General features: G+C 59.8%; 11 protein-coding genes. 5 read left to right on the forward strand and 6 right to left on the reverse strand.

Annotated features, from left to right (window positions below; translation table 11 throughout):
* The first annotated feature begins 5 nt into the window (after window positions 1-5).
* The 3 genes from EXZ61_RS02840 (at window position 6) to gshA (ending at window position 4,308) form a co-directional block, all read left to right on the forward strand.
* The gene (locus EXZ61_RS02840; RefSeq protein WP_142808825.1) at window positions 6-1,328 is read left to right on the forward strand and encodes a glutamate-5-semialdehyde dehydrogenase; all 1,323 of its coding nucleotides are present in this window, start codon (window positions 6-8) and stop codon (window positions 1,326-1,328) included.
* Between the two features lie 177 nt (window positions 1,329-1,505).
* Window positions 1,506-2,543 carry a GGDEF domain-containing protein gene (locus EXZ61_RS02845; RefSeq protein WP_142808827.1) on the forward strand — a complete coding sequence of 346 codons (1,038 nt, stop codon included), beginning with the start codon at window positions 1,506-1,508 and terminating at the stop codon, window positions 2,541-2,543.
* Window positions 2,544-3,015: 472 nt separating this feature from the next.
* Complete coding sequence (gene gshA / locus EXZ61_RS02850) at window positions 3,016-4,308, forward strand: glutamate--cysteine ligase (protein WP_142808829.1); 1,293 nt, start codon at window positions 3,016-3,018, stop codon at window positions 4,306-4,308.
* Here gshA and kdpE read toward each other — a convergent pair.
* The 6 genes from kdpE to EXZ61_RS02880 are packed head-to-tail and all read right to left on the reverse strand — an operon-like array spanning window position 4,299 to window position 12,408.
* Entirely contained in the window at window positions 4,299-5,015 is a 717-nt protein-coding gene (gene kdpE, locus EXZ61_RS02855; protein ID WP_142808831.1) for a two-component system response regulator KdpE, read from the reverse strand. The genes gshA and kdpE overlap by 10 nt on opposite strands.
* A gap of 5 nt (window positions 5,016-5,020) precedes the next feature.
* Window positions 5,021-7,777 (reverse strand): DUF4118 domain-containing protein, encoded by a 2,757-nt coding sequence (locus EXZ61_RS02860; RefSeq protein WP_142808832.1) that lies wholly within the window; start codon window positions 7,775-7,777, stop codon window positions 5,021-5,023.
* Window positions 7,778-7,812: 35 nt separating this feature from the next.
* Window positions 7,813-8,385 (reverse strand): potassium-transporting ATPase subunit KdpC, encoded by a 573-nt coding sequence (gene kdpC / locus EXZ61_RS02865; protein WP_142808834.1) that lies wholly within the window; start codon window positions 8,383-8,385, stop codon window positions 7,813-7,815.
* A 25-nt stretch (window positions 8,386-8,410) separates the two neighbouring features.
* Window positions 8,411-10,486 carry a potassium-transporting ATPase subunit KdpB gene (gene kdpB, locus EXZ61_RS02870; RefSeq protein ID WP_142808836.1) on the reverse strand — a complete coding sequence of 692 codons (2,076 nt, stop codon included), beginning with the start codon at window positions 10,484-10,486 and terminating at the stop codon, window positions 8,411-8,413.
* Window positions 10,487-10,510: 24 nt separating this feature from the next.
* On the reverse strand, window positions 10,511-12,310 hold the full coding sequence (kdpA, locus tag EXZ61_RS02875; protein WP_142808838.1) for a potassium-transporting ATPase subunit KdpA: 1,800 nt from the start codon (window positions 12,308-12,310) through the stop codon (window positions 10,511-10,513).
* A complete protein-coding gene (locus tag EXZ61_RS02880; RefSeq protein ID WP_142808840.1) occupies window positions 12,310-12,408 on the reverse strand; it encodes a potassium-transporting ATPase subunit F in 99 nt (32 codons plus the stop codon). Before EXZ61_RS02880 ends, kdpA begins: the two co-directional genes overlap by 1 nt.
* 427 nt (window positions 12,409-12,835) lie before the next feature.
* Between EXZ61_RS02880 and EXZ61_RS02885 the strand changes: the two genes are divergently transcribed.
* Window positions 12,836-14,704, forward strand: coding sequence for a potassium transporter Kup (locus EXZ61_RS02885; protein ID WP_142808842.1), 1,869 nt, complete (start codon window positions 12,836-12,838; stop codon window positions 14,702-14,704).
* A gap of 6 nt (window positions 14,705-14,710) precedes the next feature.
* Window positions 14,711-15,931: a benzoate/H(+) symporter BenE family transporter gene (locus EXZ61_RS02890; RefSeq protein ID WP_142808844.1), complete on the forward strand. Its 1,221-nt coding sequence runs from the start codon at window positions 14,711-14,713 to the stop codon at window positions 15,929-15,931.
* Window positions 15,932-15,936: the final 5 nt, after the last annotated feature.

Here is a 15,936-nt window from a genome sequence, read left to right on the forward strand (position 1 = left end):
CCGCCATGAACGCGACCAACATCTCTGAATACACCCACACCCTGGGATTGCAGGCAAAAGTGGCCTCTGCGCTGATGGCGCGGGCGCAAGCGGCTACTAAAAACGTAGCATTGCGCACCCTGGCCCGACTGCTGCGTGACAACACGGAGGCGCTGCAAATCGACAACGCCAAAGACATTGAGCGTGCCATTGCCAATGGGTTGTCCGCCCCCATGGTGGACCGCCTCAAGCTCACACCCAAGGTGCTAGAGACCTGCGCCCAAGGCTGCGAGCAGCTGGCGGCCATGGCCGATGTGATTGGCGAGGTCATTGGCATGAAGCAGCAGCCCAGCGGCATCCGCGTGGGCCAGATGCGCGTGCCTATTGGAGTGTTCGGCATGATTTTTGAAAGCCGTCCCAATGTGACCATTGAGGCTGCGAGCCTGTCGATCAAGAGCGGCAACGCCTGCATCTTACGTGGCGGCTCGGAAGCGATTGAGTCCAACAAGGCACTGGCCAAGCTGGTGCAGCAGGCCTTGCTAGAAAGCGGCTTGCCTGCGGATGCGGTGCAGCTGGTGCAAACCACCGACCGCGAGGTGGTGGGTCAGCTCATTGCCATGCCGCAGTTTGTGGATGTGATCATCCCGCGCGGCGGCAAAGGCTTGATCGAGCGCATCAGCCGCGATGCCAAGGTGCCCGTGATCAAGCACTTGGACGGCAACTGCCATGTGTATGTGGACGACCCCTGTGACTTGGCCATGGCCGTGAAAGTGGCCGACAACGCCAAAACCAACAAGTACAGCCCGTGCAATGCGACCGAGAGTTTGCTGGTGGCCCGTGGCGTGGCAGCGCAGTTTCTGCCCTTGATTGGCAAGGTCTACGCCGACAAAGGCGTGGAGATGCGTTGTGACCCTGAAGCGCTGGCAATTTTGAAGCAAAAACTGCCTACTGCGCCCGTGGAGTCTGCGAAAGCAGCTACACAATGTGTAGCAAACCTGGTCTCTGCCACTGAGCAAGACTGGTTTGAAGAGTACCTGGCACCCATCATCAGCATCAAACTGGTGGACGGCGTGGACGAGGCCATTGCCCACATCAACCAGTACAGCAGCCACCACACCGACGCCATCCTCACCACCCACCATGTGCACGCCCAGCGCTTCTTGCGTGAGGTGGACTCGGCCAGCGTCATGGTCAACGCCAGCACGCGGTTTGCCGATGGCTTTGAGTACGGGCTGGGTGCAGAAATTGGCATCAGCACCGACAAGTTCCACGCACGCGGCCCAGTGGGGATTGAGGGCCTGACCTCTTTGAAGTATGTGGTTCTGGGCGAGGGCGAGGTACGTAGCTAAACGCTGGGCGGCGGCCCTATGGGCCGCTACTGACAAACCCGAGTCGGGAAGTATTTCCTTGGTTTAGTGGTTTTTCGGGTGTAATTGTGGTTTTTCGGGTGTAATTTAGGCAACTAGCAAGACGCATGTATTAAAAATGCGCGGAACAAGCACCGTTGGAACCGGAAAGTCAAAAACGTGAGCATCTCGCTTCTCTCTAAACTGGAAAAGATCACCGCCACCCGTGACTTTGTTGCGATCGAGCACAGTCTCTTGCGGGCTATCGGCGCTACCGTCCATGTCGAAGACCTGTCTTTATGGACGCTCGACGTCCACCAAGAGGTCTCCAAAGTACTGCATTACTCCCGCCAGATCGAGGTCCGTGGCGGAAGTATGGGGCGGGACACCGAGGAGGTGGACACGGTGTACGCGAATATTGAAGTCCCGCCGGATGTGCGCAGCCTTGCACAAACCGTGGTGCTTAGCCTCAAGCCTGCTGCCCGTCGCACGCAGAACGGTAGTCTTCAGATGTTTCCCCTGATGGGGTCGCAGGGCTTGAGCGGCCTGATCAGCATGCGCCTGAGCCAGCCCATGGTCGAGCAAGATCAAGAGCTGATCAACGGCATTTTGCGGGTGTACTCCAACTACCACGCGCTCCTCGATGAAAGCCAACGTGACCGTTTGACTGGCTTGTACAACCGGCATGCGATGGACCTGAACATTGACCGGATGTGGTCTGTCTTGGGGCGTGAATCCAAGCATGCGGATGCGCGGCGCAGCAGTGTGGTGCAGATGTACGCACTCGCGGTGATCGACATTGACCACTTCAAAAAAGTGAACGACGAGTTTGGACACATCTTGGGGGATGAAATCCTGCTCTTGGTCTCGCGCTTGATTTCCAGTTGTTTCCGCAAGAGCGATCCTGTGTACCGGTATGGAGGCGAAGAGTTTTTGGTGGTGACCGGGGCAGACTCGGCGCAGGCCATGCACACACTGTTTGAGCGGGTCCGTGCCAAGGTGGCAGCGCATTACTTTCCCCAAGTGGAGAACGTGACGGTGAGCTTGGGTTACACCATTATTGACCCTGCACTGTCACCATCAGAGAACATTGGGCGTGCCGACCGTGCTTTGTATGTCGCGAAGGATATGGGGCGCAATCAGGTGCAGTCCTATTCGGATTTGATTGAGCGGGGTCTTATCAAGGACATGCGCTATGGCTCTACGGAGTTGTTTTAGCCGACCATGTCATCTCGCCTTGGTAGGGGTTTTTGACTCCTACGCGGCGGTATAGCGCGCGGCATCGGCCAATCCCATGGCGTTGTCCAGCGTGGCGTCCTTCGGCGACCAAGCACAAATGCCCGCACCCACGCGCAGCGTGAGGCCGTGGGGCTGCAAAGGGCAGGCCCAGAACTAGATGCGTAAACGCGTTACGCGCGCTGTCACTTTCTTGCCCCATTAGCGCTTGCACCGCACACACCGCCGCACAACCCCCCATATGCACGTGGGCCACAGGCGCTTGAATGCAAGGTTTGCGCGGTCAGCGCGGCAATCAACAACCTGCCTATGCCCAGCAGCTGACCTGTGTGGAGCGGTGGAGAATGTTTTTTGCGCGTGTGGACATTTTTGTGGCTTGTTTTTTTGAAGTTTCGCCCCCAGATTCAGCCCACTTCTAAAATGTCGTTCGTCCCCTCATTAGAAAGCACCCGGTATGGTTCCGCATTTGGTTACCGCCCTGACAGGCCCCATCAACGAGTTAGAGCAACGCCTGCTGGACTCCATGCCTGCGATTGAACGCTGGTTCCGCCTAGAGTGGATGGAGCATACGCCGCCGTTTTACACCTCGGTCGATGTGCGCAACGCGGGCTTTAAGTTGGCCCCTGTAGACACCAATGTATTCCCCTCGGGGTGGAACAACCTCACCCCCGCCATGCTGCCCTTGGCCGTGCAGGCGGCCATGGCGTCGATTGAGAAGATTTGCCCCGAAGCGCGTAACCTGCTCATCGTGCCGGACAACAACACACGCAGCAGCTTTTATCTGAGTAATTTGGTGCAATTGCGCCGTATTTTTGAGATGGCGGGGCTCAATGTTCGTATCGGCTCCATCAGCCCAGACCTCAAAAAGGCCACCACACTGGAGCTGCCCAGCGGCGAGAGCATTACGTTGGAGCCCGTGGTACGTACCAAAGGCCGCTTGGGGCTCAAAGACTTTGACCCTTGCACTATCTTGCTCAACAACGAATTGACCGCTGGCGTGCCCGGCATTCTGGAAGACGTGCATGAGCAGTATCTGTTGCCACCTTTGCACGCCAGTTGGGCCGTGCGGCGCAAAAGCATGCATTTCAAATGCTACGAGGAAGTCTGCAAGCGCTTTGGCAAGCTCATAGGCGTGGACCCGTGGCTGATTAATCCTATTTTTGACACCTGCACCAACGTCGATTTCAGTTCTGACGAGGGCTTGGAGGGACTGCGGGCTACGGTGGACGCGACTTTGGCCAAGGTCAAAAAACGCTACAAAGAGTTTGGCATCAAGGAAAAGCCATTTGTGGTGATCAAAGCGGACAACAGCAGCGCCGACATGGCTGTGTTTTCCGTGCGCGATTCCAAGGAGCTGCAGGCCTTGCGCCGTCCCAAATCCAAGGCGGGCGCTGCGGCATCAGAGTCCACGGTGTTGGACGTGCTGGTGCAAGAAGGCGTGCAAACGCATGAGCGCATCAACGAAGCCGTGGCCGAGCCGGTGGTGTACCTGATGGACCGCTATGTGGTGGGCGGGTTTTACCGCATGCATGCCGAGCGCGGTGTGGACGAGAGCCTGAGCGCCCCCGGCTCTAGCTATGTGCCCTTGGCCTTTGCCGAGAGCATGCACCTGCCCCAGCCCGGTGTGCGCCCAGGGGCGAGCGCGCCCAACCGTTTTTATATGTACGGCGTGATCGCCCGCTTGGCCATGCTGGCCGCCAGCTACGAGCTAGAAGCCACCGACCCGCAGGCCGAGGTTTACGCCTGAAGCAGGCGGTAGCCCACCGCCGTCTCGGTGAGCAGATGGCGGGGCTGGGTGGGGTCAGCCTCTAGCTTTTGGCGCAAGTGGCCCATGTAAATGCGCAGGTAGTGGTTGTGCTCAATGTGTGAGGGGCCCCACACCTCGCGCAGCAACTGCCGGTGCGTGAGCACACGCCCCACATTGGCCATAAGCACCGAGAGCAAGCGGTATTCAATCGGCGTGAGGTGCACCTCAGCGCCTTGGCGGCGCACCAAGCGCGCGGTGCGGTCCACCTCCACCTCACCAAAGCAAAACAAGCGCTCCAGCTCGGAGCTGGTGGTCACCGTAGCCTCGCCCGTGGCACTGCGGGGGCGGCGCAAATTGGCACGCACCCGGGCCAGCAACTCGCCCATGCCAAAGGGTTTGGTCAGGTAGTCGTCGGCCCCTGCATCCAGGGCGGCCACTTTGTCGGACTCGTCCACCCGGGCAGACAGCACCACAATGGGCACGTTGGACCAGCCTCGCACATCACGAATCAGGTCCAGGCCGTCAGCGTCGGGCAGGCCCAAATCCACAATGAGCAAGTCTGGCTTGCGCGTGCCGGCATCCAAGAGGCCGCGGTGCGCCGTTGCTGCTTCAAACACCTGCCAGCCTTCCGCCTCCAAGCCCGCACGCACAAAGCGGCGGATCTGTGGTTCATCTTCAATAAGGATAGCAACAGGTGCAGGTGACATGGGCGCTAGCGCGTGTTTTGACTTGATTCGGGGGGCGGTAGTTCGGGCATGGGGGTCAGCGGCAAGCTTACCGTGAACTGCGCCCCGCCACCGGGGGCTTGGCTTGCGGTGATGCTGCCCTTGTGGGCCAGCACAATGGCTTTGCAAATGGCCAGGCCTAAGCCCACGCCTCGCGTGGTGGACTCGCTTTGGCCCCGGGTAAATTTTTCAAACAGCACATGCTCTTGGCCCGCGCTGCCAGCGGGCAAACCCGGGCCGTGGTCGCGCACCGTGATGCGCAAGGCATCGGTCGTGGTGCTGGCGCTGATCTCTATGGGCACGGTGTCCTTGGGGTCGCTGCCGTATTTGGCGGCGTTTTCCAGCAGGTTGACCAGCACGCGCTCCATGAGCACGGCGTCAAACTCGGCCAAGGGCAGGTCCGCAGGAATGGCGGTGGTGACCGTGAGCGTGCCCAGCGAGTGGCGTGCGGCGCGAATGGCGCTGCCCACCACTTCTTCGGTGGATTGCCAGTCTTTGTGCAGCTGAATCTGCCCGCTTTGCAGGCGTGCCATGTCCAACAGGTTGGTGACCAAGGCGCTGAGTTGGCGTGCTTCGGCAAACAGCGCACGCGCGGTAGCGGCTTGCACACGGGGCAGCGGTGGCTCGGCTTTGGTCAGGCTTTCCGACAAGCCCACCAAGGCGGTGAGCGGCGTGCGCACATCGTGCGACATGGCGGCCAGCAAGGTGTTGCGCAAGCGCTCTGACTCCATTTGCACCACGGCGGTTTGCGCTACATCCACATAGTGCACACGCTCCAGCGCAATGGCAATTTGGCGCGCCAAGGTTTCGAGTTGCTGCACCTGCTCGGGGATGAGCAACCAGCGCGCATGGCTGGGCTGCAGGGCCAGCACACCGCGTATGCGCATGGGTGCTTGCAAGGGCACGTACTGCCAGGTGTTGGAGGGCAGGGTGCTGGTGGCCAGGCCCGCGCGCTGGCCGTTGTGAAAGGCCCAGTCCGCAATGCTGGGGTCCAGGCCTTCGGGCAGCTTGTCTGGAATGGCCAAGCGGTCGCTCGCGTCGGTCAGCAGCACGCGGGCGTGGCCGCCAAAGGTGCGCTGTACAGCGGCCTCTCCCAGCTCCACCACCTGCACGGTTTGCAACGCGGCCGACAGGTCACGGGCTAGCTCAAACAAGGCTTGGGCACGCCGTTCGCGGCTGGCCGACACCTTGGCCGAGAAGCGCAGGTGCGCCGTGAGCTGTCCAATCGTGAGGCCCACCAAGAGCATCACGGCGAAGGTGATCAGGTACTGCACATCGCTCACTGCAAACGAGAAGCGCGGAACCACAAAGAAGTAGTCAAAAGACGCAACCGACAGCACGGCGGCCAGCATGGCCGGTCCTCGCCCTAGCTTGACCGCCACCAGCACCACGCACAGCAAAAACACCATCACGATGTTGGCCAGGTCTAACCAGCGCAGCATGGGCATAGCCACCAGCGTGGTGAGCAAGCAGCCCCCCGTGGCCCACAGGTAGCGCCCCCATTTTTCTAGCCACGAGCCGGTGTGCTCTTCGTCTTGCGCCTCTGGCCGCAGGGCGGGGGCGAGTTTGCGCACGCTCTCGGTATTGCCCACTTCCACAATGTCCAACGTAGGGGCCAAGGTAGCGAGTTGCCGCGTAATGGTGGGCCGCACGGCGCGCCACAGCGTGCTCCAGGGCCGCTCTTGCGGGCGCCCCACCACCAAGGTGGCGCAGTTCAGTGACTGCGCATGTTGCAGCAGTTCAATGGCGATGTCGTTGCCCGCCAGTACCGCCGTGCTGGCACCTAGCTCGTCCGCAAGTTTTAGTACGGCCAAGGTGCGGTCACGCTCTTGCGCGCTACGGTGCTGTAGGGCGGGTGTTTCCACATACACCGCATGCCAGGCGGCGTTAAGCTGGCTGGCCAAACGGGCGGCGCTGCGCACCGCGTGCTCGGCACCCGCATAGGGGCCCACGCAGACCAAGAGTGCGCCCGAGGTGTTCCACGTGGGGGCGGTGGCCGCCAGTGTGGCTTGGGCGTGTTTGCTGCGGTAGCTGCGCACATCGTCGCCCACATGCTCGGCGGTGCGGCGTAGCGCAATTTCGCGCAGGGCAATGAGGTTGCCCTTGCGAAAGAAGTGTTGGGTCGCCCGCTCGGCCTGTTGCGGCACATAGACCTTGCCGGCCTTCAGGCGGGTGAGCAATTCGTCAGCAGTCACGTCCACCAGCACCAATTCATCGGCGCGGTCCAGCACGGTGTCGGGCACGGTTTCATTCACGCGAATGCCGGTGATGGCGCCCACGGTGCCGTTGAGGCTTTCTAGGTGCTGCACATTCACTGCAGTCCAGACATCAATGCCGGCGTCCAGCAGCTCTTGCACATCTTGCCAGCGCTTGGGGTGGCGTGAGCCTTGGGCATTGCTGTGGGCCAGCTCGTCCACCAGCAGCACATCGGGGTGGGCGGCAAGCGCCGCGTCTAAGTCAAATTCGGCCAGTGTTTGCCCCCGGTAGGGCAACTGGCGCAAGGGCAGAACGGTCAGGCCGGAGAGCAGCTCCGCAGTCTCTTTGCGGCCATGGGTTTCCACCACGCCCACCAGCACGTTCTGCCCGGCGGCGCATGCCCGCTGGGCGGCGCTGAGCATGGCGTAGGTTTTGCCTACCCCGGCACTGGCCCCAAAGTAAATGCGCAGCTTGCCTTTGCGCGAGCGCGCATCTTCTTCACGAAATTGCTCTAGCAGTTGGTCGGGGTCGGGGCGCGCTTCGCTCATACGGTGGGGTGTTGGTGCTGGGGAGTATGCAGGTTTTACTTCAGGGTCGCCAAGTCCCTGTTAAGGGCCAAGACGTTGACGCGTGCTTCCCCCAAGATGCCCAAAAGCGGTGTTTCTACATGCTTGGCCACCAGGGCCTGCACCTGCGCTGCAGGCAGTTTGCGGGCAGTGGCCACGCGGTTGACTTGGTAGTAGGCCGCCGCCGGGCTGATGTGGGGGTCCAAACCGCTGGCGGAGGCCGTGACCAAGTCCACCGGCACGGCGCTGGTGTTGCTGGGGTCTGCCTCACGCAAGGCCGTGACGCGCGCCTTGATGGCGTCGGTCAGTGCGGGGTTCAGTGGGCCAAGGTTCGAACCACCGGACGCTGCCGCATTGTTGGCCATAGGGCCGGTGGCTGAGGGGCGGCCCCAGAAGTTGCTGGGCTCGCTAAAGGCTTGGCCAATGAGGCTAGAGCCCACCACTGTGTTGCCTTGGCGCACCAGGCTGCCCTGCGCTTGCTTGGGGAATAGGCTGTGTGCCACACCCGTGGTGACCAAGGGGTAGGCCACGCCGGTGAGCAAGGTGAGTCCGGTGAAGATGACCAGAACGGGGCGAAGAATGTTGTTCATGATGATTCCTTAAGGTGTGCTGGGCTTAAGCCATGTGCAAGGCAACCAGCACCATGTCAATGAGCTTGATGCCTATAAAGGGCACGAGCAGGCCGCCCAAGCCGTAGATCAGCAGGTTGCGGCGCAACAAAACAGCAGCGCCCATGGCCCGGTACTTCACGCCTTTGAGGGCCAAGGGAATCAGCGCAATGATGATGAGCGCATTGAAGATCACCGCCGACAAAATGGCCGAGTTGGGGCTGCCTAGTTGCATCACGTTCAGTGCCGCCAGCTGGGGGTAGGTGGACACAAAGATGGCCGGGATGATGGCGAAGTACTTGGCCACGTCATTGGCAATGGAGAAGGTGGTGAGCGAGCCGCGCGTCATGAGCAGGGCTTTGCCGGTTTCCACAATTTCCAAGAGTTTGGTGGGGTTGGAGTCCAAGTCCACCATATTGCCGGCCTCTTTGGCGGCTTGCGTGCCGCTGTTCATGGCCACGGCTACGTCGGCTTGGGCCAGGGCGGGGGCGTCGTTGGTGCCGTCGCCGGTCATGGCGACCAGCCGACCGTCGGCCTGGTAGCTGCGGATGAGCTTGAGCTTGTCTTCGGGTGTGGCTTCGGCCAAGAAGTCGTCCACGCCTGCTTCGGCGGCAATGGCGGCGGCGGTGAGCTTGTTGTCGCCCGTGATCATCACGGTTTTGATGCCCATGCGGCGCAGTTCACCAAAGCGCTCTTTGATGCCCGCTTTGACAATGTCTTTGAGTTCCACAACGCCCAGCACGGTTGCGCCATCGGCCACGGCCAAGGGCGTGCTGCCGCGGCGGGACACTTCATCGGCGGCGCGAATCACTTCGGCAGGCACCTTGCCGCCCATGGATTCCACGTACTTGCGCACCGCATCCACCGCGCCTTTGCGCAGGCTGCGCACGGTGCCATCGGCCTGCGACACATCCACCCCGCTCATGCGGGTTTGGGCGGTAAAGGCGACTTCTTGCGTCTTGCCTACGAGGGCCTGAACGGCACCCAAGCGCTGGGCCAAGACCACAATGCTGCGGCCTTCAGGGGTTTCGTCGGCCACAGAGGCTTGTGATGCGCACAAGGCCAATTGGTTCTCTGCCACGCCCGGTGCGGGCAAGAACTTGCTGGCCTGGCGGTTGCCATGGGTGATGGTGCCGGTTTTGTCCAGCAGCAACACATCTACATCGCCAGCCGCTTCAACCGCGCGGCCTGAGGTGGCAATCACATTGGCTTGCATCATGCGGCTCATACCGGCCACGCCCACGGCAGACAGCAGGCCGCCAATGGTGGTGGGTATCAGGCAGACCAGCAAAGCAATCAAGGCGGTCAAGCTCACGGCTGTACCTGCGCCTGCTGCGCCCACGCTAAAGAGCGAGAAGGGCAGCAGCGTTACGGTCACCACCAAAAACACGATGGTTAACGCCACCAACAGGATGGAAAGCGCAATTTCGTTCGGTGTTTTTTGGCGCTTGGCGCCTTCCACCATGCTGATCATGCGGTCCAGGAAGGACTCGCCAGGGTTCACGCCAATGCGCACCACCAACCAGTCCGACAGCACGCGGGTACCGCCTGTGACCGAGGCAAAGTCGCCGCCCGATTCACGCACCACGGGGGCCGACTCGCCGGTGATGGCGCTTTCGTCCACGGTGGCTACGCCTTGGATGACTTCGCCATCCAAAGGAATCATCTCGGTGGCTTCGACCAAGACCACATCGCCTTTGCGCAGGTTCTCGGCTTGCTCAGGCAAAAAGGCGCTGCCGTAGCGGGGTTCTTTGAGCTTTTTGGCCCAAGTGCTTTTCTTCAGGCCGCGCAGAGAAGCGGCTTGCGCCTTGGCGCGGCCTTCGGCCAGGGCTTCGGCAAAGTTGGCAAACAGCACGGTAAACCACAACCATGCCGCCACAGACAAGACAAAGCCGGCCGACGCATCGCCCACGCCTTGCAAGGCTTGCAGCCCCAAGAGCGTGGTGATGATGCTGCCGATGTACACCACAAACATCACCGGGTTGCGCCATTGCACCGCGGGGCTGAGCTTGGTGAAAGCCGCAGCCACTGCGGGCTTGAGCAAAGCGGGGTCAAACAGTAAAAAGTTCTTTTTCGTCGTCATGTTATTTCTCACGTGTTGTGCGGCTTAGTGGGCGGGCCACAGCATCAGGTGCTCCACGATGGGGCCCAGTGCCAAGGCAGGCACGTAATTGAGCAAGCCCACCAAGAGCACGGTGCCAATCAGCAGCGTCACAAACAAAGGGCCGTGGGTGGGCATGGTGCCGACCGTGGCAGGCAAACGTTGCTTGGAGGCCAAAGCACCGGCAATGGCCAGCACGGGAACAATCACGCCAAAGCGGCCCAGCCACATAGCCACACCCAAGAGCAGGTTGTAAAACGGGGTGTTGGCGGACAAGCCTGCAAACGCGCTGCCGTTGTTGTTGGCGGCTGAGGTCAAGGCGTACAAAATTTCAGAGAAGCCGTGGGGCCCGGGGTTCAAAATGCCGGCCTTGCCCGCATCGGTCACCACGGCCAAAGCCGTACCTGCTAATACCAAGATGGGCGTGACCAAAATCGCAATCGAGGTGAGTTTCATCTCATGCGCTTCGATCTTCTTGCCCAGGTACTCAGGGGTGCGGCCAATCATCAGGCCCGCAATGAACACCGCCAGAATCGCAAACACCAACATGCCGTACAGCCCGGTGCCGGTGCCACCGAACACCACTTCACCCAGCTGCATCATGACCATGGGCACCATGCCACCAATAGGCGTCAAGGAGTCGTGCATGGTGTTCACAGCGCCGCATGAGGCGGCAGTCGTGATGACCGTAAACAAGCTGCTGGCGTTGATGCCAAAGCGGGTTTCCTTGCCTTCCATATTGCCGCCGCTTTGCAAGCTGCTGGCCGCTTGGTCTACGCCCAAAGGTGTGAACAAGGGGTTGCCAGTTTGTTCGGCAGGTGTGATGACCACCACCGCAATCACAAACATGACCGTCATAGCGGCCAAGATGGCCCAGCCTTGGCGCAGGTCACCCACTTCACGGCCAAAGGCAAAGCACAGGGCCGCAGGGATCAAGAAAATCGCCAGCATTTGCAAAAAATTGCTCAGCGCGGTCGGGTTTTCATACGGATGGGCCGAGTTGGCATTGAAGAAACCACCGCCGTTGGTGCCCAACATCTTGATGGCTTCTTGCGAGGCCACAGGGCCCATGGCCAGTGTTTGGGTGGTGGACTGGGTGTCCTCCATCACAGGGGCACCTTTGTCGTCCAGCACGGGGGCTCCGTCAGCGCCGACCTTGGCTACTTGGAACTTGTTGATTTCCAGAGTGGTGACTTCTTTGTAAGCCTCAAAGTTTTGGATGACGCCTTGGCCCACCAGCACGATGGCCAATACCAGGGACAAGGGCACCAGCAGCCATGCGGTGACGCGGGTGATGTCAACCCAGAAGTTGCCCAGCACGGCGGTGGAGCGCGCGGCAAAGCCACGAATCAGCGCAAACACCACCACGATGCCGGTGGCGGCGGACAAGAAGTTTTGCACCGCCAGCGCCAGCATTTGGGTGAGGTAACTCATGGTGGCCTCACCGTTATAGCCTTGCCAGTTGGTATTGGCAACAAAGCTGATGGCGGTGTTGAACGACGAGTCAGGGCTGACGGCGGGCAGGCCCATGGGGTTCAAAGGCAGGGCGAACTGAAAGCGCTGCAGCAGGTAGACCGCTACGACACCCAATGCATTGAACGCCAACAAGCACAGGGCGTAGTGCGCCCAGCCCATAGAGCGCTCGGGCGAGGTGCCCGCTAACTTGTACAGCGGCGCTTCGACCTTGCCCATCCAGGCAGGCAGCGCGCCACGGCACAGTTTGGCCAACCAGATGCCCAAGGGCCAACTGGCGGCGAGCAATACCCATAAAAATAGGCCCAAAAGGCCCCACGCTGAACCGCTCATCAAAACTCCTCTGCGCAGATCAGCGCATACACCAAATACGCCAGCAACAGCACTGCGCTGATGCCGCCCAAGCCGTACAACATCTCCATGCTGATCATGATTTTTTTCCTTGTGCGGGTTGCAGTGATTCAAATCCCCAGACCATCAGCGCCATCGCGCCCCACAGGCCCAAGCCTGCTGCAATCCATAGCCATTCCATGTGTGTTCCCCTGTTAAACGGATGGCGCAAGTGTGGTTTTGGCGGCGTAAAAACGGGGTTCAGATTGGTGCTGCCCGTGTAAAAAAACCGTAAACACGCGCCTGAGAGCAGGTTGAGGCCTCGTGCTGAGGTGTTTGACAGCCAACACGGGCTTCTGCGTGGCTAAGCACATTCGGGGCGTGCTGTAAATAGCAGTTGCTGCGCTGCAACATGCTTGTTGGCGCTTCCCATATTTCAGTGCGAAGCCTTGCAAGCCCCGTGGCTGGGGGCACAATAGCGCTCCCAAACGGAACGGAACCGGCCCCCACTTGGTGACCGGGGTATTTGTGTCAGCATCAAAATCGTCTCTAGCCGCGCTAACGCTTGGCGCCATCGGTGTCGTGTACGGTGATATCGGAACCAGTGTTCTGTACGCCGTCAAAGAAGTATTTGGCTCAGGCCATGTGCCATTCACCGTCGAAAACATCTACGGCATTCTTTCCATCTTCTTCTGGACCCTTACGGTCATTGTGTCCATCAAGTACGTGGTGCTGGTTCTGAGAGCCGACAACCACGGCGAGGGCGGTTTGGTGGCCATGCTGGCCCTGGCCTCGCAGTCCGTAAAGGACAAGCCCGAACTCCGACGCGCACTCTTGCTGGTGGGTATTTTTGGCACCTGTTTGTTCTATGGCGATGGCGTCATCACTCCCGCCATTTCGGTGCTTTCAGCGGTTGAGGGCTTGGTGGTGATTTCACCCGCGTTTAAGAAGTACGTGATCCCCATTACGCTGATGATTTTGTTTTGCCTGTTTGCGGTGCAAAAGCGCGGCACCGCCGGTATTGGCAAGTTTTTTGGCCCCATCACCGTGATCTGGTTCTTGGCGATTGCGGTCTTGGGCGTTCTAAAAATTGTGGACCACCCCGAAATTTTGTGGGCCATGAGCCCCCACTATGCCGTGACCTTCATGTGGAATAACCCAGGTACCACGTTTGTGATCTTGGGTGCTGTGGTTCTGTGTGTCACGGGCGCAGAGGCGCTTTATGCCGATATGGGGCACTTTGGCAAGCGACCCATTCGGCTGGCGTGGTTTTCGGTGGTGATGCCCTGTCTGACCCTGAACTACTTCGGCCAAGGGGCTTTGTTATTGCAAAACCCAGAGGCCGTGAAGAACCCGTTTTTCATGATGGCGCCAGACTGGGCCCTAATTCCGCTGGTGGTGTTGGCCACCGCTGCCACAGTGATTGCCTCCCAAGCGTTGATCACCGGCGCCTTTTCTGTCACCAAGCAAGTCATTCAACTGGGTTACTTGCCGCGCTTGCAGGTCCTGCACACCAGTGTGAAAGACACCGGCCAAATCTACATGCCGTTTGTCAATTGGGGGCTGTTTGTTGCCATTGTGCTTGCGGTGGTGATGTTCAAGTCCTCCAGTGCTTTGGCAGGTGCGTACGGCATTGCGGTTTGTACCGACATGCTGATTACCACGGTGCTCACGTTTTACGTCATTCGCTATGGCTGGAAGTACCCCCTGTGGCTGTGCTTTGCCGCAACCGGGTTTTTCTTGGTGGTGGATTTGGCGTTCTGGGCGTCCAACCTGATGAAACTGGCTGATGGTGGGTGGTTCCCGCTGACGATGGGTATCGCCATTTTCATCTTGATGCTGACCTGGAAAGACGGCCGGCGCTTGCTCAATGCCAAGTTGCGCTCTGACGCGATTGACCTCCCCAGTTTCTTAGACGCCGTATTTGTCAGCCCACCTGCGCGGGTAGATGGCACGGCGGTTTTCCTGACTGCTGAGGTGGGCACCGTTCCCAATGCCTTGTTGCACAACCTCAAACACAACAAAGTTCTGCACATGAATAATTTGTTCGTGACCGTGCGCAACCATGAAGTTCCATGGATTGGCTTAGACAAACGACTTGAGATTGATTCCTTAGGCCATGACTGTTGGCAAGTCATCATCAACTATGGTTTCAAAAACGATCCTGATGTGCCCAAGGCCTTGCAGCAAATCAAGGGTCGGGGCTGTGAGATGGAGGCCATGACGACCAGCTACTTCTTGTCGCGCGACACCGTGGTGCCTACCTTGGGCGCAGGCATGGCACCTTGGCGTGAAAAGCTGTTTGCCCAAATGCACCACAACGCCAGCGGTGCGGCTGACTTCTTGAACTTGCCAAACAACTCGGTGGTGGAACTGGGCTCCAAAATTGAGATTTAGCCGCCCGTGCAGTTCTTCAAAGATGTGAGCGTGTCCAGCGCCACGGCGGGTTTCGTGGCGGTGCTGGTGGGGTTTACCAGCTCGGTGGCTATTGTGTTTCAGGCGGCGCAGGCCTTTGGCGCTACGCCCGCCATCATTGCCTCATGGATGTGGGCTTTGGGGCTGGGCATGGGCTTGTGTAGCTTGCTGCCATCGCTGTGGTGGCGCAAGCCGGTGATGGTGGCGTGGAGTACCCCCGGGGCTGCGGTGCTGGCCACGGCGGGTGCCACTGGCGCTTACACCCTGAACGATGCGGTCGGCGCTTTCATCTTGTGTTCCGCACTCATTACCTTGGTAGGCGTAACAGGCTGGTTTGAGCGAGCCATGGGCCGTATTCCGGTGGCTCTGGCGTCTGCGCTGTTGGCAGGGGTGTTGGCCCGCTTTGGTTTGTCTGGCTTTTCTGCCGCCCAGACGGCCTTGCCCTTGGTGGTGGTGATGCTGGTGACTTACCTCGTGGGCAAACGTTTCGCACCGCGCTATGCAGTGCCTGCCACGCTGGTGGTTGCTATTGCTTTCGTAGCGGCGCGCGCAGGTTTTACGGGCGCAAGCATTGAATTTGGCTTGGCGATGCCCGTGTTTGTAGCGCCTAGCTTTTCATTGGCTGGCTTTGTGAGCCTGAGCCTGCCTTTGTTCATTGTGACCATGGCCTCGCAAAATCTGCCCGGCGTGGCCGCCATCCAAGCGGCTGGTTTTGGAGACCGGCGCGCCCAAGGCGGTGAAGCGGGTATTCCTGTGTCCAAAGTGATCACGATCACAGGCGTGGCGGGCTTGGTGTTAGCTCCCTTTGGGGCTTTTGCGCTGAACCTGAGTGCCATCACTGCCGCCATTTGCATGGGGCCTGAAGCCCATGCTGATCCGCGCAGGCGTTATACGGCCGCTGTGTCCTGCGGGCTGATTTACGTGGTGATTGGCATTTTTGGTGCTGCCATTACCGGGGTGCTCACGGCCTTCCCTAAAGAGTTGGTGGCCGCTATTGCCGGCTTGGCCCTGTTGGGCACCATAGGCTCCGCCTTGCACTCTGCGCTGCACAACCCGGACCACCGCGAAGCTGCGCTTATCACGTTTCTGGTGACCTTGAGTGGTGTGGTCATTGCTGGGGTGGGCGCAGCCTTTTGGGGTGTGGTGGCAGGCAGCCTTGCGCTATTGGTGCAACACTACGGGTTTCGCTCAACCCCCCCATCCAAATAAAACGC

The organism is Rhodoferax aquaticus, assembly GCF_006974105.1.
In the GTDB taxonomy this organism is placed as follows: domain Bacteria; phylum Pseudomonadota; class Gammaproteobacteria; order Burkholderiales; family Burkholderiaceae_C; genus Allorhodoferax; species Allorhodoferax aquaticus_A.

Excerpts from the sequence above, each read along its gene's own strand:
- kdpC (WP_142808834.1), bottom strand. The coding sequence starts at position 8,385 with ATGAACAACATTCTTCGCCCCGTTCTGGTCATCTTCACCGGACTCACC.
- EXZ61_RS02880 (WP_142808840.1), bottom strand. The coding sequence starts at position 12,408 with ATGATCAGCATGGAGATGTTGTACGGCTTGGGCGGCATCAGCGCAGTG.
- kdpE (WP_142808831.1), bottom strand. The coding sequence starts at position 5,015 with ATGTCACCTGCACCTGTTGCTATCCTTATTGAAGATGAACCACAGATC.
- EXZ61_RS02860 (WP_142808832.1), bottom strand. The coding sequence starts at position 7,777 with ATGAGCGAAGCGCGCCCCGACCCCGACCAACTGCTAGAGCAATTTCGT.
- kdpA (WP_142808838.1), bottom strand. The coding sequence starts at position 12,310 with ATGAGCGGTTCAGCGTGGGGCCTTTTGGGCCTATTTTTATGGGTATTG.
- EXZ61_RS02840 (WP_142808825.1), top strand. The coding sequence starts at position 6 with ATGAACGCGACCAACATCTCTGAATACACCCACACCCTGGGATTGCAG.
- kdpB (WP_142808836.1), bottom strand. The coding sequence starts at position 10,486 with ATGACGACGAAAAAGAACTTTTTACTGTTTGACCCCGCTTTGCTCAAG.
- gshA (WP_142808829.1), top strand. The coding sequence starts at position 3,016 with ATGGTTCCGCATTTGGTTACCGCCCTGACAGGCCCCATCAACGAGTTA.